This is a genomic window from Nevskia sp., assembly GCF_051860985.1.
GTDB lineage: Bacteria > Pseudomonadota > Gammaproteobacteria > Nevskiales > Nevskiaceae > Nevskia.
This window is the reverse complement of the sequence record NZ_JBIMKV010000006.1, coordinates 42,628-65,036: the sequence shown is the minus strand read 5'-3', so window position 1 is coordinate 65,036 and position 22,409 is coordinate 42,628. Positions and strand designations below refer to the sequence as shown.

The window sequence follows — 22,409 nt, the reverse complement described above, 5'->3', positions numbered from 1 at the left end:
CACAAGAACATCCCCGGGAGTCCTCCATGCGTCATCGTCACCGTCTTGCCATCAGCCTCGGCATCCTTGCCTTCACCAGCCCGGTCATCGCCGCCGATGCTGCCGGGAGCCCATCCGACGACAGCGCCAAGGCCGAAACGCCGGCGTCGCTGGCGCCGGTGGTGGTCAGCGGCGAACGCAGCCGCGCGCCGGAAGTGGCCGGGCGGCTGGGCTTGAGCGACCGGGAAACGCCGGCCATCGTCGAGCTGATCACCCGCGAGGACATCGAGACGCAGGGCCTGCGCACAGCCATCGAGGCGCTCAACGCCGCGCCCGGTGTCGCCTCCGGCAACCTGCCCGGCTCGGTCGGCGCGCTGTCGGTGCGCGGCTTCCACCGCGCCGTGAACTACCTGTACGACGGCGTGCGCATGGCCAACTCCGATGTCGGCGTGCGCAACTGGGATTCTTGGAATTACGAGCGGGTGGAGGTGATCAAGGGTCCCGCTTCGGTGACCTCCGGAGAAGGCGCGCTGGCCGGCGCGGTGAACTTCGTGCCGCGCAGCGCGGTGCTCGGCAAGACCTTCGGCGAGCTGTTCACCAGTTACGGCAGCCAGGACACGCTGCGGCTGGCCGGTGACGTCAACCAGCCGCTCGGCGACAAGGCCGCCGGCCGCGCCGATTTTTCCTACAGCCGCTCCAGCGGCTGGATCGACGACACCGATTCCGCGACCTTCGGCGGGCTGGTCTCGGCGCGCATCGAGCCGACCGAGCGGCTGTCGATCGCGCTGTCGGCCGACTACTACAAGGATTCCTTCCAGACCGCGTACTACGGCACGCCGCTGGTCGGCGCCGGCACCGCGCGGCGGCCGTCGGGCCTGGTGTCCGGCAGCGCCGGCTACGTGCTGGACCGCGCCATCCGCCGTTCGAACTACGACACCACCGACGGCGCGCTGGGCACCGAAACGCTGTGGCTGCGCGCCCGCGCCGATTACAAGCTGGGCGATCACTGGCGGCTGGTCAGCGACTCGACCTGGTACACGGCCGATCGTTCGTATGTCGATTCCGACGACTACAGCTTCAACTTCAACACCGGTCTGCTCGATCGCTCGACGACCATCATCACCCACGACCACCAGGTCTGGTCGCAGCGCCTGCATGCAGCGTTTGACGGCGCGCTGTTCGGCCACCGCAACCGCTTCACCATCGGCGGCGAAGTGGCCGGCACCGACTTCTTCACCCAGCGCCGCTTTGGTTCGACGACCTCGGTCGATCCTTACAACTACGCGCGCGGCACGTTCCCCGACGACAACGCCGCCAATTTCTCGACCCGCCAGGACGTGACCGCCGAAGTCGAGTCGCAGGCGCTGTTCGTCGAGAACGCCTTCAACCTGACCGACCAGCTGCTGCTGGTCGGCGGTGCCCGGCTCGACCTGTTCCAGCTGTCGCGCCGGGTGCGCAACGTCACCAGCGGCGCGCTGAGCACCTACGGCCAGGACTACGACCCGATCTCCTGGCGGTTCGGCGCGGTCTACGACCTGCTGCCGCGCACCCAGCTGTTCGCCCAGTACACCAAGGCCACCACGCCAGTCAGCGGCCTGCTGTTCCTGAGCGCCAGCAATGCCCGCTTCAAGGTCAGCACCGGCGATTCCTTCGAGCTGGGCATCAAGACCTCGCAGTTCGGCGAGCGCCTGCAGCTGACCGCCTCGGTCTACCAGATCGAGCAGGACGACATCCTGACCCGCGATCCGCAGAACCCGCAGCTGACCCTGCAGGGCGGCACGCAGCGCTCGCGCGGCGTCGAGCTGTCGGCCGATCTGCTGATCAGCCGCGAGCTGACGCTGGCGGTCGGCGGCACGCTGATCGATCCGGAGTTCCGCAAGCTGGTCGAGGCCGGCGGTGCCGATCGCGCCGGCAACCGCCCGGTCAATACCTCGAAGCAGCTGGCCGACGTGGTGCTCACCTATGCGCCGCAGGCGCTGCCGCTGAGCTTCACCGGCATCGTCCGCCACAACGGCAATTTCTTCACCAACAACGCCAACACCGTGAAGGTCGACGGCTACACGGTGGTCGACGCCGCGATCACCTGGAAGGCACCGGGCCGCAACACGGTGACCCTGCGCGGCCGCAACCTGACCGACGCGCTGTACGCCGACTGGTCCGGCTACTCGTCGTACCTGCTGTTCCTCGGCCAGCCCCGCAGCGTCGAAGTGTCGCTGGGCCATTCGTTCTGATCGCCGCCGCTGACAGGAATCCTCCGATGACCCCCATGTTCCATCGGCCGGCCGTGCGCCGCGCCACCGCACTCTCCCTGCTGCTGACGCTGGCCACCGCCGCGCAGGCAGCAGATCCCGCAGCCGAACTGGCCGCACTGGCGCCGGAAGCGTCTGCTGCGGCCGGCACCCCGGCCGATGCCGGTGCCGAAGCGGTCACGCTGCCGCCGGTCGACGTGGTCGGCGCCAAGCCGGCGGCGGCGCCGGAGTTCGGCGTCAAGTCCGGCATTCCGGTCGACAAGCTGCCGCAGAGCGTGCAGCTGCTGAACCCGGTGACCCTGACCGAAAGCAGCGTGCGCAGCATCGACGACGCACTGCTCGCGGTGCCGTCGGCCACCGTCGCCCGCAGCCGCGTGGTCAGCAGCGCCAGCGGCGCGCCGCGCCTGCGCGGTCTGGTCGCCGACCAGATGCGCAACGGTCTGCGCCAGCGCTTCTACAACGGCGTCGACAACGCCGCACTGTCGAACATCGAGCGCATCGAGGTGTTGAAGGGGCCGTCCGGCGTGCTGTTCGGGCAGGCGGCGGTCGGCGGCCTGGTGTCGGTGGTGACCAAGCAGCCGACCGATGCATTCGCCGGCTCGGTGGCGCTGACCGCCGGCAGCCACGGCCAGAAGCTGGCGACGGTCGACGTCGGCGGGCCGATCACCGACACGCTCGGCGTACGCCTGACCGGCGAGATCGAACGTTCCGGCAGCTTCGTCGACCACCTCGATCTGGATCGCGAGAACCTCGGCCTCAGCCTCGCGTGGCAGCCGAGCGTAGCGGTGTCGGCGCATCTGGTCGCCGAGTATCTGGCGCGCCGCAGCAGCAACTATCCGGGCCTGCCGACGGTCGGCACGGTGCTGCCCAACGGCGTGGCACGGGTGCGCCGCTCGACCTTCCTCGGCGAGCCGGCGTTCTCGGTGCGGAACAACCACGCGCCGCTGCTGCAGGCCTGGGTCGATGTCAGGCTCAACGACAGCTGGACGCTGACGCCGCGTCTGCAGTACTCGGAATTCAACAATCGCGGCAAGTCGACCCACCTGCTGGCGCCGGACCCGAGCCAGCCGACCCTGATCCCGCGCGACGGCCGCGACGGCGGCGAGAAGGACAACTTCACGATCGCCCAGCTCGACCTTGCCGGCCGCTTCGCGACGTTCGGCATCGGCCACCGGCTGCTGGTCGGCATCGAGCGGGCGGCCGACGAAGTGCCGTTCACCATGTACAGCGAGATCCCCTGCGGCATCGGGCCGATCGACGCGCTGAACCCGGTCTACGGCTGCGGCGCGCCGAGCAGCAACTTCGGCTTCCGCTCGCGCGCCGACCTCGAAAGCTATTCGGTCTACGTTCAGGACCAGATCGCGCTGACGCCGGCCTGGAATGTCGTCACCGGCGTTCGCCATACGGAGTCCGACAACGACAACAGCTTCAGCACCGCGTTCTTCACCAGCCGCGACTCGGCGAAGCTGCGCAACACGGCCTGGCAGCTCGGCAGCACCTACGCGCTGAGCGAGCGCTACTCGCTGTTCGGCGGCTACAGCACCGGCTACAGCCTGGAAGATGTGACCGGCTCGCGGAAGTTCGACGGCAGCGCCTTCAAGCCGCAGACCTCCAACCAGGCGGAACTGGGCCTGCGCTACGGCAGCGACACCGCGCACGTCAGCCTCGCGGCGTTCCGCAGCCATCTCGACAACGTCTCGGTGGCCGATCCGGCCAATGTCGGCTTCCAGCTGCAGGATGGCCGCTTCCGCATCCAGGGCATCGAGCTGGAAGGCGAATGGACGCCGCTGCCCGGCTGGTCGCTGCAGGGCGGCTACGCCTACCTGGATGGCATCGTGCAGCGCTCCAGCGACCCGGCGCAGCGCGGCGCCCGGCTGGCGGAAACGCCGGAGAGCAGCGTCGTCGTCGCCAGCCGCGTGCGGCTGGGCTCGGTCGACCTGCGGGCCGGCGTCAACTACGCCGGCGCCCGCAAGGTGCTGAACGGCGGCGCGGTGACCTTGCCCGATTACGCGACGCTCGACTTCGGCGCCAGCACCGGCTTCGGCGCGTTCCGGATCGACGCGGCGCTGACCAACGTCTTCGACCAGACCTACTACTACAGCGACAACGTCAGCCGTTACTCGCTCGGCACCGACAACCGCGTGCTGCCCGGCCAGCCGCGCAGCTTCAGCCTGCGCTTGGCCTACCGCTTCGGCGCAGCCAGCACCTGAGCCGAGATCACGCCATGTCGAAGCCTTCCGAAACTCCGGCACGCGGCATCGATGCCGCACAGCTGCACCGCACGATCTTCCGGCTGCATTTCTATGCCGGCATCGTCGTGGCGCCATTCCTGCTGGTGCTGGCGCTGACCGGCATCGTCTACCTGTTCGATACCGAGATCGACGACGCGCTGCATCCGGACTGGCGCTTCGTCAGCCAGCCGGGTGCGAGCCAGCCGGTCGAGCAGCTGGTGGACGCCGCGCTGGCCGCGTATCCGGGCGCGACGCCGACCCGCATCGATCTGCCGACCGCGCCGGAACGCACCGCCGTGGTGTTTCTGAAGTCGGCCGATGGCGAGGCGTTCCGGGTGCCGGTCGATCCGGTCAGCGCGGCGGTGCGCGGCCGCTACACCGAGGCCGGCAGTCTGGTCGGAGCGGCCGGCCTGCTGCACGGCTCGCTGATGCTCGGCGACGGCGGCGACCGGCTGGTGGAGCTGGTGTCGTGCTGGGCCATCGTGCTGATCCTGACCGGCCTGTACCTGTGGTGGCCGCGTGGCGACCACCGCCTGTTCGGGGTCTGGCTGCCCCGGCTCGGCCGTGGCCGGCTGTTCTGGCGCGACCTGCACGCGGTGGCCGGCGTCTGGGGCTCGATGCTGCTGCTGTTCCTGCTGCTCAGCGGTCTGCCGTGGGCCAGCCACTGGGGTGGCAGCCTGAACCGGGCGATGGCCAGCGTCGGGCTCGGTTATCCGGCCGCCTACCGGACCCATGTCGATCACGCGCAGGTGGCGTCCGATCCGGCCGCCGTCGTGCCGCTGGCGGCCACGACGCCGGGCATCCCGTGGACGCTGGAACAGGCGCCGTCGCCGCATTCGGATCACGCCGGCCATTCGCCGTCGTCGGCGACGCCGATCAGCGTCGGCCGCGCAGCCGAGATCTACGCCGGCCTCGGCCTGCGCACGGCCTACCGGCTGAGCTATCCGAAGGACGCCCACGACGTCTACACCGCCTACACCTACCCGGCCCGGCCGCAGGGTCAGCGCACCGTGCATCTGGACCAGTACAGCGGCGCGGTGATCAACGATGTCGGCTTTGCCGACTACGGACGCGGCGCGCAGCTCGTCGAGCTGGGCGTGCAGCTGCACATGGGCAACTACTTCGGCCTGCCCAACCAGCTGCTGATGCTGTTCGCGTCGCTGACCGGCGCGCTGCTGGCGGTCAGCGGTCCGGTGATGTGGCTCAAGCGCCGGCGCAGCGGTCTCGGCGCGCCGCCGCCGCACCCGGCTGCAGCCACACCCTGGGGCCTGGCGGCGCTGCTGCTGGCGCTGGGCCTGCTGTTCCCGTCGCTGGGCCTGAGCCTGGCGGCGGTGCTGGCCACCGAGCGGCTGCTGCTGCGCCGGATCGCGCCGCTGCGCGACTGGCTGGGGCTGGTGCCATGACGCGATGGCCAACCGTGTCTCCTTCGACCCGGACGATCGCGCCCCGATCCCGCGGTCGTTTCTTCTTCCCCCTCGCCGTCGGGCGGCATGCGCTGCCGCCGTCGGCCTCACTCCGCCGGAATGCCTGCCCATGACCGCCACGCCATCCGCCGCCTTGCGCCTCCGCCTGCTGCTGATCGCCGCCGCGTTGCCAGCGGCCATCGCCATCCCCGCCGCCGTGCAGGCGGCCGATGCCAGCACCGAAGCCGCTGCCGAAAGCCCCGCCGCGACCGGCGGCGGGCAGCCGGTACAGCTGGCGCCGGTGATCGCTACCGGCACTCCCGTCGCGCCGGCCGCGCAGACCGCCACCAAGATCGCCGCACCGCTGGCCGAGATTCCGCAGTCGATCACGGTGATCGGCCGCGACGCGCTCGACGAGCAGAACGCGCAAAGCCTGAACCAGGCACTGCGCTTCGTGCCCGGCGTGCAGAGCGAGCAGTACGGCCTCGACAATGTCTATGACTTCTTCGCGATCCGTGGCTTCCGCGCCGACGACACCGGCGTGTTCCGCGATGGCCTGCTGCTGTTCTCGCCTGCCAGCGGCTTCGCGGCGTTCCGGCTCGAGCCCTACGGCGTGGAGCGCATCGAGGTGCTGCGCGGTCCGGCCTCGGTGCTGTACGGCAGCGCCAACCCGGGCGGCTTGGTCAACTACGTCAGCAAGCAGCCGCCGGCCACGGCGCAGCGCGAGCTGCAGCTGGAGATCGGCAGCTTCGACTGGAAGCAGGTCAAGGCCGATGTCGGCGGCCCGCTCGGCGCGGTCGACGGCTTGCAGTACCGGCTGACCGGCCTGTACCGCGACAGCGGCACCCAGGTCGATTTCGAGCAGAACGACCGCGCCTTCATCGCCCCTTCCTTGAGCTGGCAGATCGGCCCCGGCACTCGGCTGACCGTGCTCGGCCAGTACCAGAACGACGATGCCGGCCACCTGCAGTTCCTGCCGGCAGCGGGCACCGTGCAGCCGAATCCCAACGGCCGCATCTCGACGCACCGCAATGACGGCGAGCCGGGCTACAACGGCTTCGACCGCGAGCAGTGGTCGGCTGGCTGGATCGCCGAACATCGCTTCGACGCGGTCTGGAGCGTTCGCCAGCAGTTCCGCTACGACCATCTCGACACCGCGTTCCGCGATGTCTTCGGTCTGGGCCTTGATCCGGCCGACGACAGCCAGCGGACCCTGCTTCGGGCCAGCTTCAGCTCCGCCGACCGCGCCCGGGCCGCCGTCGTCGACAGCAACCTGACCGGCCGCTTCGGCAGCGGCCGGCTGCGTCATACGGTGCTGGTCGGCGTCGACTACCAGCACATCGACTACGCCGGCAACCAGGGCTTTGGCGAGGCGCCGTCGCTGGATCTCTATGCGCCGAGCTACGGAGCTTCGATCGAGGTGCCGGCGCTGTTCGTCGATACCGCGACGAAGCGCAGCCAGGTCGGCCTGTACGTGCAGGAGCAGGCGACCCTCGACGAGCGCTGGCGGCTGCTGCTCGGCGGCCGTCAGGACTGGGTGTCGAACCGGGTGCGTGATCGCCTCGCCGACAGCCGCAGCAAGCAGGACGACAGCCAGCGCAGCGGCCGGGTCGGCGTGTCCTACCGCTTCAACCTCGGCCTGGTGCCGTACCTGAACTACGCGACCTCGTTCCTGCCGGTGATCGGCAGCGATTCCGCCGGCCGCGGCTTCCAGCCGGAAACCGGCCGGCAGTGGGAAACCGGGGCCAAGCTGGAGCTGCCGAGCGTGCGCAGCCTGCTGACCCTGGCCGGCTTCCACATCGAGCGCCAGAACGTGCTGACGCCGAGTCCGGACCCGGAAGCTCCGTTCGGCCGCGTGCAGACCGGCGCGGTACGGTCGCAGGGGGTCGAATTCGGTGCCGAGGCGCGACCGCTGCCGGGCCTGCACCTGACCGCCGCCTACACCTGGCAGGACGTCGAGGTGACGCGCAGCAACGCCGGCAACCGTGGCCTGCGGCCGGTCGCCACACCCGAGCATCTGGCCTCGCTGCACGCGCGCTACGCGCTGCTCGAAGGCCCGCTGGCCGGGCTGGGCCTGAGCGCCGCCGTGCGCTACCAGGGCGCCACCGCCGGCGACGATCTGAACACGCTGAAAGTGACCGCCTACACGCTGTTCGACGCCGGCATCGACTACGGCTGGCGCGGTCTGCGCTTCGGCGTCTACGCGCAGAACCTCGGCAACAACACCCACGTGGCGGCCTGTCAGGCCGGCTCCTGCTTCTATGGCGTCGACCGCACGGTGACCGGCACCGTCGCCTATCGCTGGTAAGGCTTGAACCCCACCCCGACAACGGAGAATCCCCATGTCGATCGATCGCAGGACGCTGCTCGGGATCAGTGCCGCCGGGCTTGCCGGCGTGGCGCTGACGGATGCGCTGGCGCGCGCTGCCGAGGCCATCGGCAAGAACAAGCCGTCGCTCGAAGACGCGCAGCGGCAGGGCGCGCAGGCGCACGAAGCGCTGATGGCGGTGCCCGGCATGCAGATGCACGGCAGCGAGCAGGTGGCCATGCTGCTCTATCCGGGCTTCACGGCGCTGGATCTGATCGGCCCGCACTTCTTTCTCGCCAGCATGATGGGCGCCACCGTGCACCTGGTCGCTGCGCAGCGTGAGCCGGTGGTCTCCGACGTCGGTGTCGCGATGCTGCCGAACGCGCGCTTCGACGAGGTGCCCGAGAAGCTCGACGTGCTGCTGGTGCCCGGCGGTGCCGAGGGCACCGTCGCGGCGGCACGCGATGCCGCCACGCTCGCCTTCGTCAAGAGCCGAGGCGCGAATGCGCGCTACGTGGCCAGCGTCTGCACCGGCGCGGTGATCCTCGGCGCCGCCGGGCTGCTGGCCGGCCGGCGGGCCACGACCCACTGGGGTGTGCGCGAGGCGCTCGCCGACTTCGGCGCCAAGCCGGTCGACCAGCGGGTGGTGCTGGACGGCAGGCTGGTGACCGGCGCCGGGGTGTCGGCCGGGCTTGATCTCGGCCTGGCGCTGATCGGCCTGCTGCGCGGCAAGCCCTTCGCCGAGGCCGTGCAGCTGATGGCCGAGTACGCGCCGGTACCGCCGTATCACGCCGGCACGCCCGGCGGCGCGCCGCGGGCGATCGAGCAGTCGGTGCGTGGCATGTTCGCGCCGCTGCTGGTCGAGACCCGTGCACTGGCTGCCGGGTCATGACCGTGCGCACTGCCTGCGCCGACGCCGAGCGCGCGGTTCAGGTCCTCCCGGCGCGAGGCCGCCGATGACCGCCTCGGCGAACACGCTGCCGCGCGGTGGAAGCCTGCGCCGGGTCGGCTGCATCGGCGTCATCGGCCTGCAGCTGCTGGCGGCAGAGCCGGCCCGGGCGGATGCGTCACAGCCGGCGGTGCAGCTCGACCCGGTGCAGGTCCGTGCCGAGCGGCCGGCCGCGTACGCGGCGGAAACCAGTGTGTCGGCCACCCGCAGCGACACGCCGCTCGACGAGATTCCGCAGTCGGTGCAGGTGATCACGCGGACGCTGATCGACGACCAGCAGCTGCACCAGCTGAACGAGGCGCTGGCCAATGTCTCCGGCGTGTTCGCGCCACGGCCGGAGGACGCGATCCTGGTCAGCCCGATCGTTCGCGGCTTCGCCGCCGAGGTCTATGTCGACGGCCTGCCGGCCTTTGGCACGACCAGCACCGTCGACCCCGGCGCGCTGGCCGGCATCCAGCAGATCGAAGTGATCAAGGGGCCGTCCGGCAGCCTGTTCGGGGGCGGCGTCGGCGCGCCGCTCGGCGGCATCATCAATCTGGTGACGCGCAGCCCGGTGGCCAGGGCCGGCGGCGAAATCGGCGTGCGCGCCGGCAGCTTCGCGACGATCAACCCGTTCTTCGACGTCAACCAGCCGCTGTTCAACGGTGTGGCGGTGCGGCTGTCCGGCGAGTACCAGCGCGCCTACGCCGACATCGACGCCGTCCAGTCGCAGCGCTACGCGCTGTTCCCGGCGATCGCGGTCGGGCTCGGCGGGCCGACCACGCTGACCCTGCGCGGCCAGTTCAGCCGGCAGGCCTATCTGGAGTACTCCGGCCTGCCGAGCGCGCTGACCCTGAGCGACCGCCCCTACGTGCGCGAGCACTTCTCCGGCGCCACCACCACCCCGCACACCGTGGTGCTGAACCAGGGTGGCGCACTGAACCTGCGCCATTCGTTCGGCGACGGGCTGGAAGCGGTGCTCGATGCGCGGCTGTACCGCAGCCGCTTCGACGAGTACGGCTCGTTCACCTTCCCGGCGTTCTTCCCGCCCGGCCTGCTGAACCCGACGGCCTACCCGGTGCTGTCCGGCTATCTGCCGAGCGCGGTGCGCGAAACCACCGTCGATGGCCGGGTGGTGTGCACCTTGAACGGCAAGCGGGTCGAGAATCGGGTGATCGTCGGCGCCCAGTACGACCGCACGCGCTACGAAGCCGGTCTTGGTCTGCGGCTGCTGCCGAATGGCCGTGTCGATTACGCCGATCCGGATTCCGATGTGCCGTTTGGTGCGGTGCCGCCGGTCAGCGACACCCAGGCCGATCGCTTCGTCACCGGCGCGCTGTACCTGCAAGACCAGCTGTCGCTGTTCGACCGCGTGCACCTGCTGGCCGGGCTGCGCTGGGAGCGGCTGGCGCTGGATCGGCCGGCCAACGGGTTCGATCGCGACCAGTACCGGCTGTCGCCGCGCGGCGGCCTCGTGGTCGAGCTGGTCGACGGCGTGTCGCTGTTCGGCGGCTATGCGCAGGGCTTCCGGGGCGTGACCCTGCTGCGCAGCGACGCGCCGGTGCAGCCGGAAACCTCGCGCTCGGCCGAGGCCGGCTTCAAGCTGGCGGCGCGCGAACTGGGCCTGTCGGGCACGCTGGCGGTCTACGAGCTGCGCCGCCGCAATGTGCCGACCCCGGCCGGCACGCTGCTCGATCCATCGGCCCAGACCCAGACCGGCGAGCAGCGCGCCCGCGGCATCGAAAGCGATCTGATCTGGGAACCGGTGCGGGCGCTGTCGCTGCTGACGGCTTACGCCTACACCGATGCCGTGGTCAGCAAAGACAACGCGCTGCCGGTCGGCAATCGCCTGCCGCGCATTGCGAAGCACAGCGGCCGGCTCGCGGTTCGCTACCGGCTGCTCGACGGTCTCGGGGTCGGCGTCGGTGTCAGCGCCGGCAGCCGTCGCCAGGTCACCCTGCCGAACGTCGATTCGGTACCGGGCGCGTATGTTGTCGATGCGCAGGCGTCGTGGACGCGGCCCGGCTATGAATTCGGCCTGTCGGTCAGCAACCTGACCGGCCGCCAGTACCTCGAACCCTATCCTTACCTCGCGCAGTCGGTGACCCGGCCGGCCACCGGCCGTGCGCTGTACGCGACCGCCATCGTCCGCTACTGAACTGCCATCCCAACGAGATCCGCCATGAAAGTCACCCGCCGAAAACTGATCGCCGGCGCTGTCGGCCTGTCCGCCGCCGGTGCCACCGCCGTCGCACTGAAGGACCAGCTGCCGAGCGTCGACGAGGCGCAGCGCATGGCCCGCGCGCACGACGCGCTGATGAAGCTGCCGGACCTGAAGATGTACGGCGAGGAAAAGATCGCGATGCTGCTGTACCCCGGCTTCACCGCGCTCGATCTGGTAGGCCCGAACTACTTCCTGGCCTCGATGATGGGCGCGAAGGTGCATCTGGTCGCGGCCACGCTGGAGCCGGTGAAGACCGATCTCGGCTACGCGCTGGTCCCCGATACCACGTTTGCCGACTGCCCTGAACAGCTCGACGTGCTGTTCGTGCCCGGTGGGGCCACCGGCACGCTGGCTGCCGCGCGCCACGCGCCGACGCTGGACTTCGTGCGCAGCCGTGCCGTTGCGGCGAAATACATCACCAGCGTCTGCACCGGCAGCCTGATCCTCGGCGCCGCCGGCCTGCTGAAGGGCCGGCGCGCGACCTCGCACTGGCTGGTGCGCGACGCACTGGCCGGCTTCGGGGCCACGCCGGTCGACGAGCGCGTGGTGGTCGACGGCAACCTGTACACCGGCGCCGGGGTTTCGGCCGGGCTCGACCTCGGCCTGACCCTGCTCGGCCAGCTGCGCGGCGCGGCCTATGCCGAAGCGATGCAGCTGCAGGCCGAGTACGCGCCGAAGCCGCCGTACGACGCCGGCACGCCGGACAAGTCGCGGCCGGAACTGCTTGAAGCGCTGCGCGTGATGTACGACAACTTCGTGCAGGAAACGCGGAGCATTGCCGCGACTTCCGCGGTCTGAGCCGCACCCACCCCGAATCCCAGGAGTTGCCGATGAACCGTTTCCGCCGTTCCCGCCTGATGCTGCTCAGCGCCGGCCTTGCCTCCGCCGTTGCCGTCCACGCCGCCGACCGTGCGCCGAAAGCGGCCACCGGCGGCTGGACGCTGGCCAACGCCGATTCGCGGCTGGCCTTCGTGTCGATCAAGAACGACGCGGTCGGCGAGGTGCATCGCTTCCCGGCGCTGGCCGGCAAGGTCGATGCCGGCGGCAAGCTGGCGCTGGAGATCACGCTGGACGCCGTGGAAACCGGCATCCCGATCCGCAACGAGCGGCTGCGGACGATGCTGTTCGATACCGCTGCGCATCCGACCGCGAAGGTCAGCGCGCAGGTCGACGCGGCGGCGGTGCGGGCCCTGCCGGTCGGCGCCAGCCTGAATGTCAGCACGCCGGTGACGCTGGACCTGCACGGCCTCAGCGGCGAACTGCCAGGCGAGTTCCGGATCACCCATGTCAGCGCCCGTCAGTGGCGGGTCAGCACCGAGGCGCCGCTGATCGTCAACGCAGCGAGCTTCGGCCTTGGTGACGGCGTGGAAGCCCTGCGCAATGTCGCCAAGCTGCAGGCGATCTCGGCGGCGGTGCCGGTCACCGCCTCGCTGCTGTTCGACACCGCGCCGAACTGACGCCGATGCGGCGGCCGGCCGGTCCGTTGACGCTGTCCGCCGCGCGCGCCGCAGGGCCGGCGGCGGCGCGACGGCGGCTGGCTTCAGATGGCCTTGGCGGCGCTGATGGTCTTGCCGCAGGCATCAAAGCAGGCCTTGCAGATCGCGTGGTGCTCGACGTGCGGCTTGCAGGCGGCGGCGCAGGCTTCCATCACTGCGATCGAGGCCTTGGCGAAGCCGGCGGTGAATTCCGAATCCAGCCGCGCCAGCCGGGCCACGGCCACGCAGCTGGTGTCGCAGGCGAGCGCGGTCTTCAGGCATTCGCCGAGGCTCTTGTCGCCGGTGGCGAGCACCGACTGGCAATGGGCGATGCAGTCTTCGGCGGCCGCGGCGCAGTCGCTGAAGGTGGCCGCCAGCGCGGCATAGCGGCCGGACGCCGCCTGATGGGCGCTGTGATCCATGCCGGCATGGGCCGAATGATCGACCGCCGGCTTGGCCTTGTCGGCCTTGGCGACCATGCGAGGGTCGTCGGCGCTGGCCACCAGGCTGCCGAAGGTGGCCAGGCCGATTGCGCCACGGGCGAATTCACGTCGGTTCATCGATGCACTCCAAGGGTTGAGGCCGCAGCGCCGGCAGTGGCGGGCGGCAATTCGTCGGCCGGGCATCACAGCCCGGACGCGCGGCATTGTCCGGGCTCGCGTCGCCAGCAGCCAATACCGATCAGCGTCGCCAAGGCCGGCCCGTCATGCCGTTTCGACGGCGGGCGGCGATCGCGGTGATGAGTCGCCACCGGCCCGTCGCGCGCTGGCAGCGCGCCCTGCTGGCGCTGGCGCTGCTGATGCAGCTGTGCGCGCCGCTGCTGCATGCCCAGGCGCCGTTCCCGTTGCCCGGCCGTGCGGCGGCGGCGTTCTGCGGCGGCAATGCCGCGCCCGCGTCGATTCGGCAGCTGCAGGCGGCGCTGCCGCCGGAGTTGCGTGCCGCATTTGCCCGCCAGCCGGGTGATGCCTCGGCGGCAGCTCGCCATGCGGCGGCTGCCTGCGACCACTGCGTCTGCGCCAGTCCGGCGCCGCTGCCGATGCCGGTGGCCGGCGGCCTGCCGGTGCAGCGGCAGCACGCTGATGCCCCGGCTCCGGCGCCGCCACCGCTGGTGCTGCCGCCGGCCACCCGCCTGCCGCCCGCCACCGGGCCGCCGGCCGTGATCGCGGCACTGCTGCACGACGCGGACGGGTCCGTGCGCGTCGATTCCCACCTGTAAGCGGCCGGCGCGCTGTCGTCGGCCGACGAGGCCGATGACCATGAAAACCTTTCTGCTGCCGGCTGCCTTGCGCGGCCTTGGCGATCACCTGCTGTGGATCGCCGGCTGGATCAACCTGCTGCTCGCTGCGTTGCTGATCGCCGCCATCTCGACGGTACCCGGGGTGCTGCCATGAGCCGCACGCTGTACGAGTTCCAGTTGCCGGCGCTGGTCGATGCCGCCGCGCTGCGCCGCCTGCGTGGCGAACTGGACATGCGTACCGCGCTGTCGATCCGCTTCCACGACCTGCGCCAGCGGATCGTCCGGGTGGCGGCGCGCAGCGGTTGCGAGGAGGCGTTACGCCGGCTGTTCGCCGACCTGGGCTTTCCACCGCTGGCCGACGATCCCGGCCAGGACTGCCAGCACCGGCCGCTGCGCAATCGCCGCCGGCGGGAGCCTTCCGGGCGCGGTCCCGGTCGGCCGCCCAGCCGAAGTGCGGCGGCAGTGACCGGCGTTCAGGCGGCGCGGGTTGCGGCGATGGCCTTGCCGCAGGCGTCGAAGCAGGCCCGGCAGGCCGGATGAGCGGCGCGATGCGGCCGGCAGGCTTCGACGCAGGCGTCGAGGATCGACAGCGATTGCTTGGCCAGCACGGCGGCCCAGGCCGAGCGATTGCGCGCCAGCCGGCCGATCGCCACGGCCACCGCGTCGGCGTCGAGCGCGGTGCGCAGGCAGTCGGCCAGCGCGGCGTCGCCGGTCGCCAGCTGCTGCTGGCAGTGGTGGATGCAGGTTTCCGCCGCCGCCGCGCAGCCGTCGTAGGCCCGCGCCAGGGCCGCCTGCCGCTGTTCGGCCGGCGCGGCGTCGGCGGTGGCCGGATCGACGAACGGCGCGTCGACCGGCGAAGCCGTGCCGGGGGTGTCGGAAGGGGAAGCAGCAGCGGTGGCGTTCATCGGCAGGTCCGTTCGGGCAGCACGGCGATCATGCCTGCCGGCGGCAGCGGCGATAATCCGCAACTGGCCGTTCCCCTGTTCCCGGAGCCTGCGTTGTCCACCGATACCCGCATCCCGATGGTGCTGCTGACCGGCTTTCTCGGCGCCGGCAAGACCACCCTGCTGAACTTCCTGCTGCGCCATCCGTCGATGACCGGCACCGCCGTGGTGATCAACGAGTACGGCGAGGTCGGTCTCGACCATCATCTGGTCGAGCAGGCCGAGCCGGACGACATCGAACTGATCGAAGGCGGCTGCATGTGCTGCACCACGCGCGGCCGGCTCGCGGAATCGCTGATGAGCCTGTTCACCAAGGCGCAGCGCAAGCAGATTCCCAGCCTCAAGCGGATCATCATCGAGACCACCGGCCTGGCCGAACCCGGCCCGATCCTGAATCAGCTGTTCAACGCGCCGCAGCTGCACGAGCGCTTCGTGCTCGATTCGGTGGTGACCCTGGTCGACGCCGTCAACGGCGCGCAGACCGCCGAGCAGATCGACATCGCCCAGAAGCAGATCGCCGGTGCCGATGCGCTGCTGATCACCAAGACCGACCTGGTCGATGCCGAGGCGCTGGACGCGCTCAAGGCCCGGCTGGGGGTGATGAACCCGGACGCCGAGTTGTATCTGCCGAAGAAGGGCGCGGCGCAGCCGGACTGGCTGTTCACCGGCGGCCGTCGCCGGCCCGGCACGCCGAGCTTCGGCCTGAGTCCGCTGATCCTGAAGGCCGACAGCCTGCGGCTGGCGCCGGCCGATCCGAACCTGATGAGCGCCGATGCCGATCCCTGGGGCGCCGGCCCGGCCTGGGACGAGGTGCAGACCTTCAGCCTGATCGTCGACGCCCCGCTGCCGGCCTGGAAGTTCTATGGCTGGCTGGATTTCCTGCGCTCGCTGGCCGGCAACGATCTGCTGCGCTTCAAGGGCATCGTCAACATCGAAGGCCAGGACCGGCCGCGCGTCATCCACGGCGTGCAGACGGTGCTGCACCCGCCGGAGGAACTCGAGCGCTGGCCGGACGAGGACCGCCGCACGCGGATCGTCTTCATCACCCGGGGCTGGGGCCAGGAAACCGTGCGCAACACGCTGGCCTACCTGAAGGACACGCCGGACGAGGCTCCGCTGCTCGAACCCTGAACGCGCCCGGCGGCCTGCTGCAGCGGCCGCCAGCGCTCTTTCCCTTTTCCCATTCACTGCTTACGAGGACAGCCCATGAAGCTGCGTCTTTCATTGCTGGCGGCCACGGCCGCCATCGCCCTGCTGACCGCCTGCAAGCCGTCGGCGACCTCCCCCGCCGCCGCACCCGCGCCGGCTGCCGCGCCACCGGCAGCCGCCGCCGCCGAAACCCGGATCGGCGCGCTGCTGATCGTCGATGCCAGCTCGCGTGAAACGCCGCTGGCCGGCGGCACCGCGCCCGGCTTCCTGACCATCCGCAACAGCGGCAGTGACGATGACCGGCTGCTGGCCGCCAGCAGCCCGGCGGTGGCGACCGTGGAGATTCACGAGATGTCGATGGCCGATGGCCAGATGACGATGCGGGCGCTGCCCGAGGGGCTGGCGATCCCGGCCGGCAGCGAGGTGCAGCTGGCGCCGGGTGGCCTGCACCTGATGCTGATCGGCGTGCGCGAACCGCTGGCCGCCGGCCAGACCCTGCCGGTGGAACTGCGCTTCGAGAAGGCCGGCGCGGTGACCGTGTCGCTGGCCGTGCTGGCGCGCCGCTAGCCCTGCAGCTGCGATTGCGGCGGCGCCACCGGCGTCAGTTGTAGTCCTCGTTCAGCGCGCGCAGGAAGGCCGCCAGATCGGCCTGATCGGCTGCATTGATGACGATGCCGGCGAGCCGCGGGTCGCCGTTGCGCAGCGCTCCGGCGCGGGCCAGCGCGGCACTTTCGGCGTAAAAGGCCATCGTCGTTTCGAGGCTGTCGCGACTGCCGTCGTGCAGGTAGGGCTGGGAATCGCCGAGATCGCGCAGGCCCGGTGTCTTGAAGCTGGCCACGGCGTCGGCCAGCAGCGCGTCGTCGGTGGCGGCGCGGCAATCGCGGGCCGGCAGCGCGATGTTGCACAGCAGGCTGCGCAGCGCTGCCTGCGAGCCGGGGAAATCGTCGTTGGCAAATACGCTCCAGGCGCCGAGGTCGCTGCGGCCGGGTGCATCGGCAGCAGCGATGGCCCGGAACTGGCCACGGCGCGCCGGATGGACGGCCGTGGCCGGCAAGGTCCGATCGGCGATGGCCGGATCGGCGCGTTCGGCAAGGTTCGGAATCGCCAGTGCCGCGAAGGCACCGGCGCCGTGCAGGCCGTCGTATTCCAGCTGGCTGACGCCGGTGTTGTGCAGGCCGAAGTCGCTGAACTGCGGCGGCGCGTGGCAGCTGACGCAGTTGCCGATGCCGCCGGCCGCAAGCTCATCGGCGCTCGGGCCGGCCAGCGGATCGGCCGGTTCGCGCAGGAACACGCGCAGGCCGCGCAGTTCGGCTTCGGTGAAGGCGAAGGCGTGCAGATGGAACTGGAAGCGGCGCAGCACGTTGGCGGCGACGAACTGCGGTGCGGTCAGCGCCTCGACGGCGTCGCGCAGGCGGCGTGCGTAATCGAGATCGCTTTCGCCGAATGCCGGCGTTGCCGGCAGGCCGTTGCGGGCCAGGAACAGGTCATACGGCGCGTTGACCGACACGCCGGCGGCATTGGTGACGAAGCGCAGCTGATCGACATAGACGCCGATCAGCGTCGCCACGCGGTCGACGATCTCGGCATCGCTCGCGGTGTTGACGTCCAGCCGGTAGGCCGCCGGCAGCTTCAGGCTGGCGCTGGTGCCGGACAGCACGGCGCGGTAGCTGCCGCCGGCATCGGCGGCCAGCGCGCCGGTGCCGTCGTCCTCGCGGATCACGCGGGCGATGTGGGCGATGGCCTGTGCTTCTTCGCCGGGCAGCCAGCCGGTATTGCGGCCGGTCAGCGTGGCGCGGGCCAGTTCGGCCACATTCGTGAACTCGCCATCGGCATGCAGGATCAGCGCCGCCGCGCGCGGCACTGTGGCGTTGACCAGCGGCGGCGAGTTGCGAGTGGTCAGCGCCGGGCCGTCGCCGCGTTCGGTGATCACCGAGCGGCGCGCGAAGTCGGCATAGGTGCGCGCGCCGGCACCGGGCGTGGCGATCTGCTCGTCGACCAGATGGCACTGCCGGCAGTTGATCGACTGGCCCGCGAACGGGCCGCCCAGCGCCGGGCCGCCTGCGTTCGGCAGGGTGGCGACCGCCGGATCGCCGCTGGCCAGCGGGGCGTTGACGCTGTCCGGCGAGTGGCTGGCGTAGAACTGGGCGAAGCGGGTTTCCAGGAACAGCCGCTCGCCGAAGGCGACTTCCGGCGGGTCCTCGAACGACGGCGTGGCATTGGCGGCGCTGCCGCCGCCGCAGCCAGACAGCATCAGCATCGACAGCAGCAGCGGGGCCGCGGCGGCGGCGCGCCAGCGGGCGGCGTGCAGCGCGGGGTTCGGGCCTGGTTCCATGAGATACGGGTGCTCCGGGATGTTCGTTCTGGGGTGAAGGTCAGCGGCTGTCGGCGGACAGGATCAGCAGCCGGGCGTCGTGGCGTTCCAGCAGCGCGTCGCGCCGCTCGGTCGTTGCGAACAGCGCGACCTTGGTCAGCGCATCGGCGATCAGGCAGGTCGGCGCGATGACGCTGAGGCTGTCGCCGCCGGCATAGGGCTGGCCGCTGCGCGGTTCGATCAGTGCGCTCGGCAGCCCGGTGGCCGCCGTGTGGTAAGGCGCGCTGGTGGCCAGCGCCTGATCCTGCAGTTCGATGGCATGTGCCAGCCGCGATGGCGCCCGCGGATCGCGCAGCGCGATCCGCTGCGGGGCTGCGCCGAACACCCGCAGGTCGCCGCCGGCATTGACCTGCGCAGCGCTGATCCCGGCTGCCCGCAGCACCGCCACCGCTGCATCGACCGCGTAGCCCTTGGCGATGCCGCCGAGGTCCAGCCGCAGCGGCCGCGCGAACTGCACGCAACCGCGATCGTCGACCTGCAGATCGCGCCAGCTCGCCTCGGGTGCTGCCGCAACGGCCGCTTCGGGCAGCAGGCCGAGCGCGGTCAGGTGTCCGCCGACCATCGGATCGAAAGCGCCGTCGCTGGCTGAGGCGAAATCGAGCGCCGCGCGCAGCACCTGCAGCAGCGGCGCACTGATCGGCAGCGCTTGCCGGTGCGCGCCGGCATTGAGCCGCGACAATTCGCTGTGCGGATCGTGAACGCTCATCGCCGCATGCACGGCAGCAATGGCGGCGAAGGCGGCATCGATCGCGGCCAGCACGGCGGCGCTGTCGAGCGCGGCTTCGGCCTCGATCTCGACCAGCGTGCCGAGCCAGGGCCGGGCGCGGCGCAGGCGGTTCATTCGCCGTGGCTGCTGCGTCTGCGGCGGCGTCGGCCGAGCACGACATGCAGCGCCAGCAGCGCTGCCAGCAGCAGCCCGGGTAGCCAGTGCAGCAGGCTGATCGCGGCGCGCAGGCGATCGCCGCCGACGTAGTACAGGCCATAGCCGCTGAGCGCGAGCGCGCCGTTGAGGATCAGCAGCGCATGGCCGCTGAGCCGGTTGTGGCGCAGCGCCAGGCCGCGCATCACATGCACCGGCAGCAGGCTGCCGAACAGGAACAGGAAGGCCATCGCCGCCGCGCCGTGCACCGCCAGCGCCGGATGCTCCCAGGGGCTGGGCGACGGGCCGAATTCGCCGTCGACGGCGCCGAAGTGATGCAGCAGCAGCCAGCCGCCGCCGCTCAGGAGCAGCGCGGCGACCGCCAGATAGACCGCGCGCCGCTGCCAGTCCAGCATCCGCGCCGAGGCGATCGCCGCCAGCCGTCGCGCGCGCTGCAGGAACGGCGGCAGCGCGGCATCCGGATCGCCTGCCGGCGTCGGCGACGCATGCCGGTGCGGGTGATGATGGGGGCGCGGCGCGGTCATCGCCGGCTCAGCCGAGCGGCTTCAGCACCAGCGCCCAGGCCGCGACCAGGCGGCGGATGCCGTCGGTGACGTGTTCGCAGGACAGCGTCGCGCCGCTGATGCCGTCGATGTCGTCGCCGATGCGCAGCGCGTTGCCGGCGGTCTTGTCGACGAACTGCTTGCGCCAGCCCGGATAGCGGATCTCGCCGCCGTGCGATTCGCGGTATTCGAGCACTTCCACCTGCTTGATCCGGCCTTGCGCATCGAGGCCGAGCGCGTAGGTGATCAGCTCGCTCTTGCCGATCACCGCGTCGAGCAGGAACCAGCCGCCATCGCCCGCCCGCCAGGCGCGCAGCAGGCTGCCGCGCACCGGCACGCCGCTGGCCTGCTCGATGGCCTGCATCTGCGCCGCATCGAGCGTCAGCGGCCGGGCGGTCATCGCCTGATCGCCGAACATCGCCCGCTGCGCGTCCTCGATGCTCAGGTAGACCTTGGCCTGCGCCGGCGCACTCGCCGCCAGCGCGGCGAGCGGCAGCAGGCAGATGCGGCTCGATCGGCTCATCGCGGTCCGCTCAGTAGAACTGCAGGCCGAGGCCGAGATTGAAGCGGTTGTCCTCGCTGGCGCGGCGGTAGTGCTGGTAGTCGGCCTTCAGCACGACGTTCGGCGTCAGGTAGAAGCTGGCGCCCGAGGTCAGCACCGTTTCGGTCAGGCGATCGGCGCTGCCGAAGCCGGCCGGCTGGTTCGCGTAGTCGGCGCCGGTGTTGTAGCGCTCGAAGCGCACGAACGGGGTCAGCGCGTAATCGCCGCTGCGCCAGACCCGATAGGCGCCTTGCGCGTACCAGCCGTAGAAGGCCTTCGGAATCGGCGTCAGTGCACCGGCATTGGCGAGATTCAGCGCGGCGGTGTCGCTGAAGCCGCCGTGCGCGTACAGCGCCTGCAGCTGCAGCGGGCCGCGCGCGTAGCGGGCATGACTTTCCCAGAGCAGGAAACGCGGACTGGCCGACACGCCGACATCCTGGTTCTGGCCGACTTCGCCGGTGAACACGCTGCCGCCGATGTTCAGGCCGGCGACGCCGTCGTAGTTCAGCGACACGTATTGCGCGAGGTCGGCAGCCCGGCTGTTGGTCAGCTCGCCGTGGATCGAGCCGAGCGGCGATTCCGCGCCTTCGGCGCTGCCGAAGTCCCAGTTGGCGAGGTTGAAGCTGGTGGTCAGGCCAAGGTCGTAGCTCAGGCCGCCATCGGTGCGGCCGTACAGCGAGATGCCGCCCTCGCGCTCGGTGGACGGAATGATCCGGGTCTCGATGTTGTTGCGCTCGACGCCGAAGTAGCGGGTCGGCTCGTGGGCGGTGTTCAGGTAGCCGATCGGGATCAGGATCAGGCCGATGCGGCTGGCCGCGTAGTCGTTGTAGCGATGGTCGATGTAGAACTGCTCGACCTCGAACTCGCCGCCGTCATCGGCCGACACCACGGCGTTCTCGGTCTCGAATTCGGAGACGAAGCTCGTGCTGTCGTTGAAGCGGTAGCCGATGCCGAACACGGCGCGGCGCACGGTGGCTTCATCGCGGCTGGAATCGTGGTCGTAGTGGTTGTAGTTGACCTCGCCGTAGCCGGACAGGAAGGCCTCGCGGTGCTCGGCGGCGGCGCGGGCGTCCTGGCGGGTCGGCGCGGTGGAGGGATCGACGTAGGCGGCCGCTGCCGCAGTGGATGCCGGCGCCTGGGCCGACGCTGCGCCACCGGTCGCCGCCTCGGCCTTCAAGGCCCGCAGTTCGGCCTGCAGCGCTTCGAGCTGCTTGGCCAGCGCATCGACCTTCTGCTCCAACTGCTCCTGGCGGCTGTCGGCCGCCGCCGGCAGCGCCGTGGTGAACAGGCTCAGGGCACAGGCGGCAAGGACCCGATGGCGGGACGGGGGCAGCAGCAGGTTCAGCGCCATGGGTGGCGGGGCTCGGGATCGGACAGCGCGGACAGGAAATGAAGCAGTGCGCCGGATTCGTGAAAAATCCGTCAATCACGAGTGAATCTTATGTGATAAGGATTCTTGTTTTCAAACGAGAGCGATTTCTCGTTCTGCGCCGACCCCGCCTGCGCTGCTGCCGCTACTCCGCCGACAGATGCTGCAGCGCTGTCGCGTGCTGCTCCCAGTTCTGGCCGTCGAAGTCCTCGACGGTCAGCGTGCTCACCGTGCCGGGATCGAGGCAGAGCACGTTGATCGACCAGCCATCCGGGTTCGAGCGCGGCCGATAGAACGACTTGACGCCGCAGCGGCTGCAGAACAGATGGCGGGCGACGCCGGTGTTGAAGGTGTATTCGGTCAGCTGCTCCTGGCCGGTCTCCAGCATGAACGCCGAGGCCGGCACGATCAGGTGCAGGAAGCCGGTGCGCGAGCAGATCGAGCAGTTGCAGCGCTGCGCGGTGATCCGCGCTGGTGCGCGCACGGTGAAGCGCACCGCGCCGCAGTGGCAGCCGCCACGGTGCAGCACGGAAGTGGCGGCGGGGTCGGTCATCGGCGGGGCTCGGCTGGCGTCAGGGC

21 protein-coding genes are annotated in these 22,409 nt (G+C 70.7%); 13 read left to right on the top strand and 8 right to left on the bottom strand.

Annotation, left to right across the window (positions count from 1 at the left end):
• Positions 1 to 26: 26 nt before the first annotated feature.
• From ACTIGJ_RS07870 to ACTIGJ_RS07835, 8 genes are all read left to right on the top strand, one after another.
• Positions 27 to 2,210 carry a TonB-dependent receptor gene (locus ACTIGJ_RS07870; RefSeq protein WP_439639744.1) on the top strand — a complete coding sequence of 728 codons (2,184 nt, stop codon included), beginning with the start codon at positions 27 to 29 and terminating at the stop codon, positions 2,208 to 2,210.
• Between the two features lie 26 nt (positions 2,211 to 2,236).
• Entirely contained in the window at positions 2,237 to 4,438 is a 2,202-nt protein-coding gene (locus ACTIGJ_RS07865) for a TonB-dependent siderophore receptor (protein ID WP_439639743.1), read from the top strand.
• Positions 4,439 to 4,452: 14 nt separating this feature from the next.
• A complete protein-coding gene (locus ACTIGJ_RS07860) occupies positions 4,453 to 5,862 on the top strand; it encodes a PepSY-associated TM helix domain-containing protein (protein WP_439639742.1) in 1,410 nt (469 codons plus the stop codon).
• 130 nt (positions 5,863 to 5,992) lie between these two features.
• Positions 5,993 to 8,170 carry a TonB-dependent siderophore receptor gene (locus ACTIGJ_RS07855; RefSeq protein ID WP_439639741.1) on the top strand — a complete coding sequence of 726 codons (2,178 nt, stop codon included), beginning with the start codon at positions 5,993 to 5,995 and terminating at the stop codon, positions 8,168 to 8,170.
• 34 nt (positions 8,171 to 8,204) lie between these two features.
• The gene (locus tag ACTIGJ_RS07850; RefSeq protein ID WP_439639740.1) at positions 8,205 to 9,062 is read left to right on the top strand and encodes a DJ-1/PfpI family protein; all 858 of its coding nucleotides are present in this window, start codon (positions 8,205 to 8,207) and stop codon (positions 9,060 to 9,062) included.
• Between the two features lie 64 nt (positions 9,063 to 9,126).
• Positions 9,127 to 11,256: a TonB-dependent siderophore receptor gene (locus tag ACTIGJ_RS07845; protein WP_439639739.1), complete on the top strand. Its 2,130-nt coding sequence runs from the start codon at positions 9,127 to 9,129 to the stop codon at positions 11,254 to 11,256.
• 24 nt (positions 11,257 to 11,280) lie between these two features.
• Entirely contained in the window at positions 11,281 to 12,120 is an 840-nt protein-coding gene (locus ACTIGJ_RS07840; protein WP_439639738.1) for a DJ-1/PfpI family protein, read from the top strand.
• Positions 12,121 to 12,152: 32 nt separating this feature from the next.
• Positions 12,153 to 12,779 (top strand): YceI family protein, encoded by a 627-nt coding sequence (locus ACTIGJ_RS07835; RefSeq protein ID WP_439639737.1) that lies wholly within the window; start codon positions 12,153 to 12,155, stop codon positions 12,777 to 12,779.
• Positions 12,780 to 12,862: 83 nt separating this feature from the next.
• Here ACTIGJ_RS07835 and ACTIGJ_RS07830 read toward each other — a convergent pair whose 3' ends face one another.
• Positions 12,863 to 13,357 (bottom strand): hypothetical protein, encoded by a 495-nt coding sequence (locus tag ACTIGJ_RS07830; protein ID WP_439639736.1) that lies wholly within the window; start codon positions 13,355 to 13,357, stop codon positions 12,863 to 12,865.
• Positions 13,358 to 13,503: 146 nt separating this feature from the next.
• On the opposite strand from ACTIGJ_RS07830, the gene ACTIGJ_RS07825 reads away from it, so the two are divergent.
• From ACTIGJ_RS07825 to ACTIGJ_RS07815, 3 genes are read left to right on the top strand one after another with little or no spacing between them, the layout of a single operon-like run.
• Positions 13,504 to 14,013, top strand: a complete 510-nt coding sequence (locus ACTIGJ_RS07825; RefSeq protein ID WP_439639735.1) for a hypothetical protein — start codon at positions 13,504 to 13,506, stop codon at positions 14,011 to 14,013.
• Between the two features lie 40 nt (positions 14,014 to 14,053).
• Entirely contained in the window at positions 14,054 to 14,188 is a 135-nt protein-coding gene (locus tag ACTIGJ_RS07820) for a hypothetical protein (protein WP_439639734.1), read from the top strand.
• Complete coding sequence (locus tag ACTIGJ_RS07815; protein WP_439639733.1) at positions 14,185 to 14,574, top strand: hypothetical protein; 390 nt, start codon at positions 14,185 to 14,187, stop codon at positions 14,572 to 14,574. The genes ACTIGJ_RS07820 and ACTIGJ_RS07815 overlap by 4 nt, the downstream gene beginning before the upstream one ends.
• Here the strand turns inward: ACTIGJ_RS07815 and ACTIGJ_RS07810 are convergent.
• Complete coding sequence (locus ACTIGJ_RS07810) at positions 14,508 to 14,939, bottom strand: hypothetical protein (RefSeq protein ID WP_439639732.1); 432 nt, start codon at positions 14,937 to 14,939, stop codon at positions 14,508 to 14,510. The two genes, ACTIGJ_RS07815 and ACTIGJ_RS07810, sit on opposite strands and share 67 nt — an antisense overlap.
• A gap of 93 nt (positions 14,940 to 15,032) precedes the next feature.
• Here ACTIGJ_RS07810 and ACTIGJ_RS07805 point away from each other — a divergent pair, with 93 nt between their 5' ends.
• Both ACTIGJ_RS07805 and ACTIGJ_RS07800 read left to right on the top strand, forming a co-directional pair.
• A complete protein-coding gene (locus ACTIGJ_RS07805; protein WP_439639731.1) occupies positions 15,033 to 16,109 on the top strand; it encodes a CobW family GTP-binding protein in 1,077 nt (358 codons plus the stop codon).
• Positions 16,110 to 16,184: 75 nt separating this feature from the next.
• The gene (locus ACTIGJ_RS07800) at positions 16,185 to 16,694 is read left to right on the top strand and encodes a copper chaperone PCu(A)C (protein ID WP_439639730.1); all 510 of its coding nucleotides are present in this window, start codon (positions 16,185 to 16,187) and stop codon (positions 16,692 to 16,694) included.
• 34 nt (positions 16,695 to 16,728) lie between these two features.
• Here the strand turns inward: ACTIGJ_RS07800 and ACTIGJ_RS07795 are convergent, their stop codons facing one another.
• The 6 genes from ACTIGJ_RS07795 to ACTIGJ_RS07770 form a co-directional block, all read right to left on the bottom strand.
• Complete coding sequence (locus tag ACTIGJ_RS07795; RefSeq protein ID WP_439639729.1) at positions 16,729 to 18,459, bottom strand: hypothetical protein; 1,731 nt, start codon at positions 18,457 to 18,459, stop codon at positions 16,729 to 16,731.
• 40 nt (positions 18,460 to 18,499) lie between these two features.
• Positions 18,500 to 19,339 (bottom strand): FAD:protein FMN transferase, encoded by an 840-nt coding sequence (locus tag ACTIGJ_RS07790; RefSeq protein ID WP_439639728.1) that lies wholly within the window; start codon positions 19,337 to 19,339, stop codon positions 18,500 to 18,502.
• Positions 19,336 to 19,902, bottom strand: coding sequence for a DUF4405 domain-containing protein (locus tag ACTIGJ_RS07785; RefSeq protein ID WP_439639727.1), 567 nt, complete (start codon positions 19,900 to 19,902; stop codon positions 19,336 to 19,338). The genes ACTIGJ_RS07790 and ACTIGJ_RS07785 overlap by 4 nt, the downstream gene beginning before the upstream one ends.
• 7 nt (positions 19,903 to 19,909) lie before the next feature.
• Positions 19,910 to 20,443 (bottom strand): FMN-binding protein, encoded by a 534-nt coding sequence (locus ACTIGJ_RS07780; protein ID WP_439639726.1) that lies wholly within the window; start codon positions 20,441 to 20,443, stop codon positions 19,910 to 19,912.
• 10 nt (positions 20,444 to 20,453) lie between these two features.
• On the bottom strand, positions 20,454 to 21,812 hold the full coding sequence (locus tag ACTIGJ_RS07775; RefSeq protein ID WP_439639725.1) for a porin: 1,359 nt from the start codon (positions 21,810 to 21,812) through the stop codon (positions 20,454 to 20,456).
• A 163-nt stretch (positions 21,813 to 21,975) separates the two neighbouring features.
• Positions 21,976 to 22,383, bottom strand: coding sequence for a GFA family protein (locus ACTIGJ_RS07770; RefSeq protein WP_439639724.1), 408 nt, complete (start codon positions 22,381 to 22,383; stop codon positions 21,976 to 21,978).
• Positions 22,384 to 22,409: the final 26 nt, after the last annotated feature.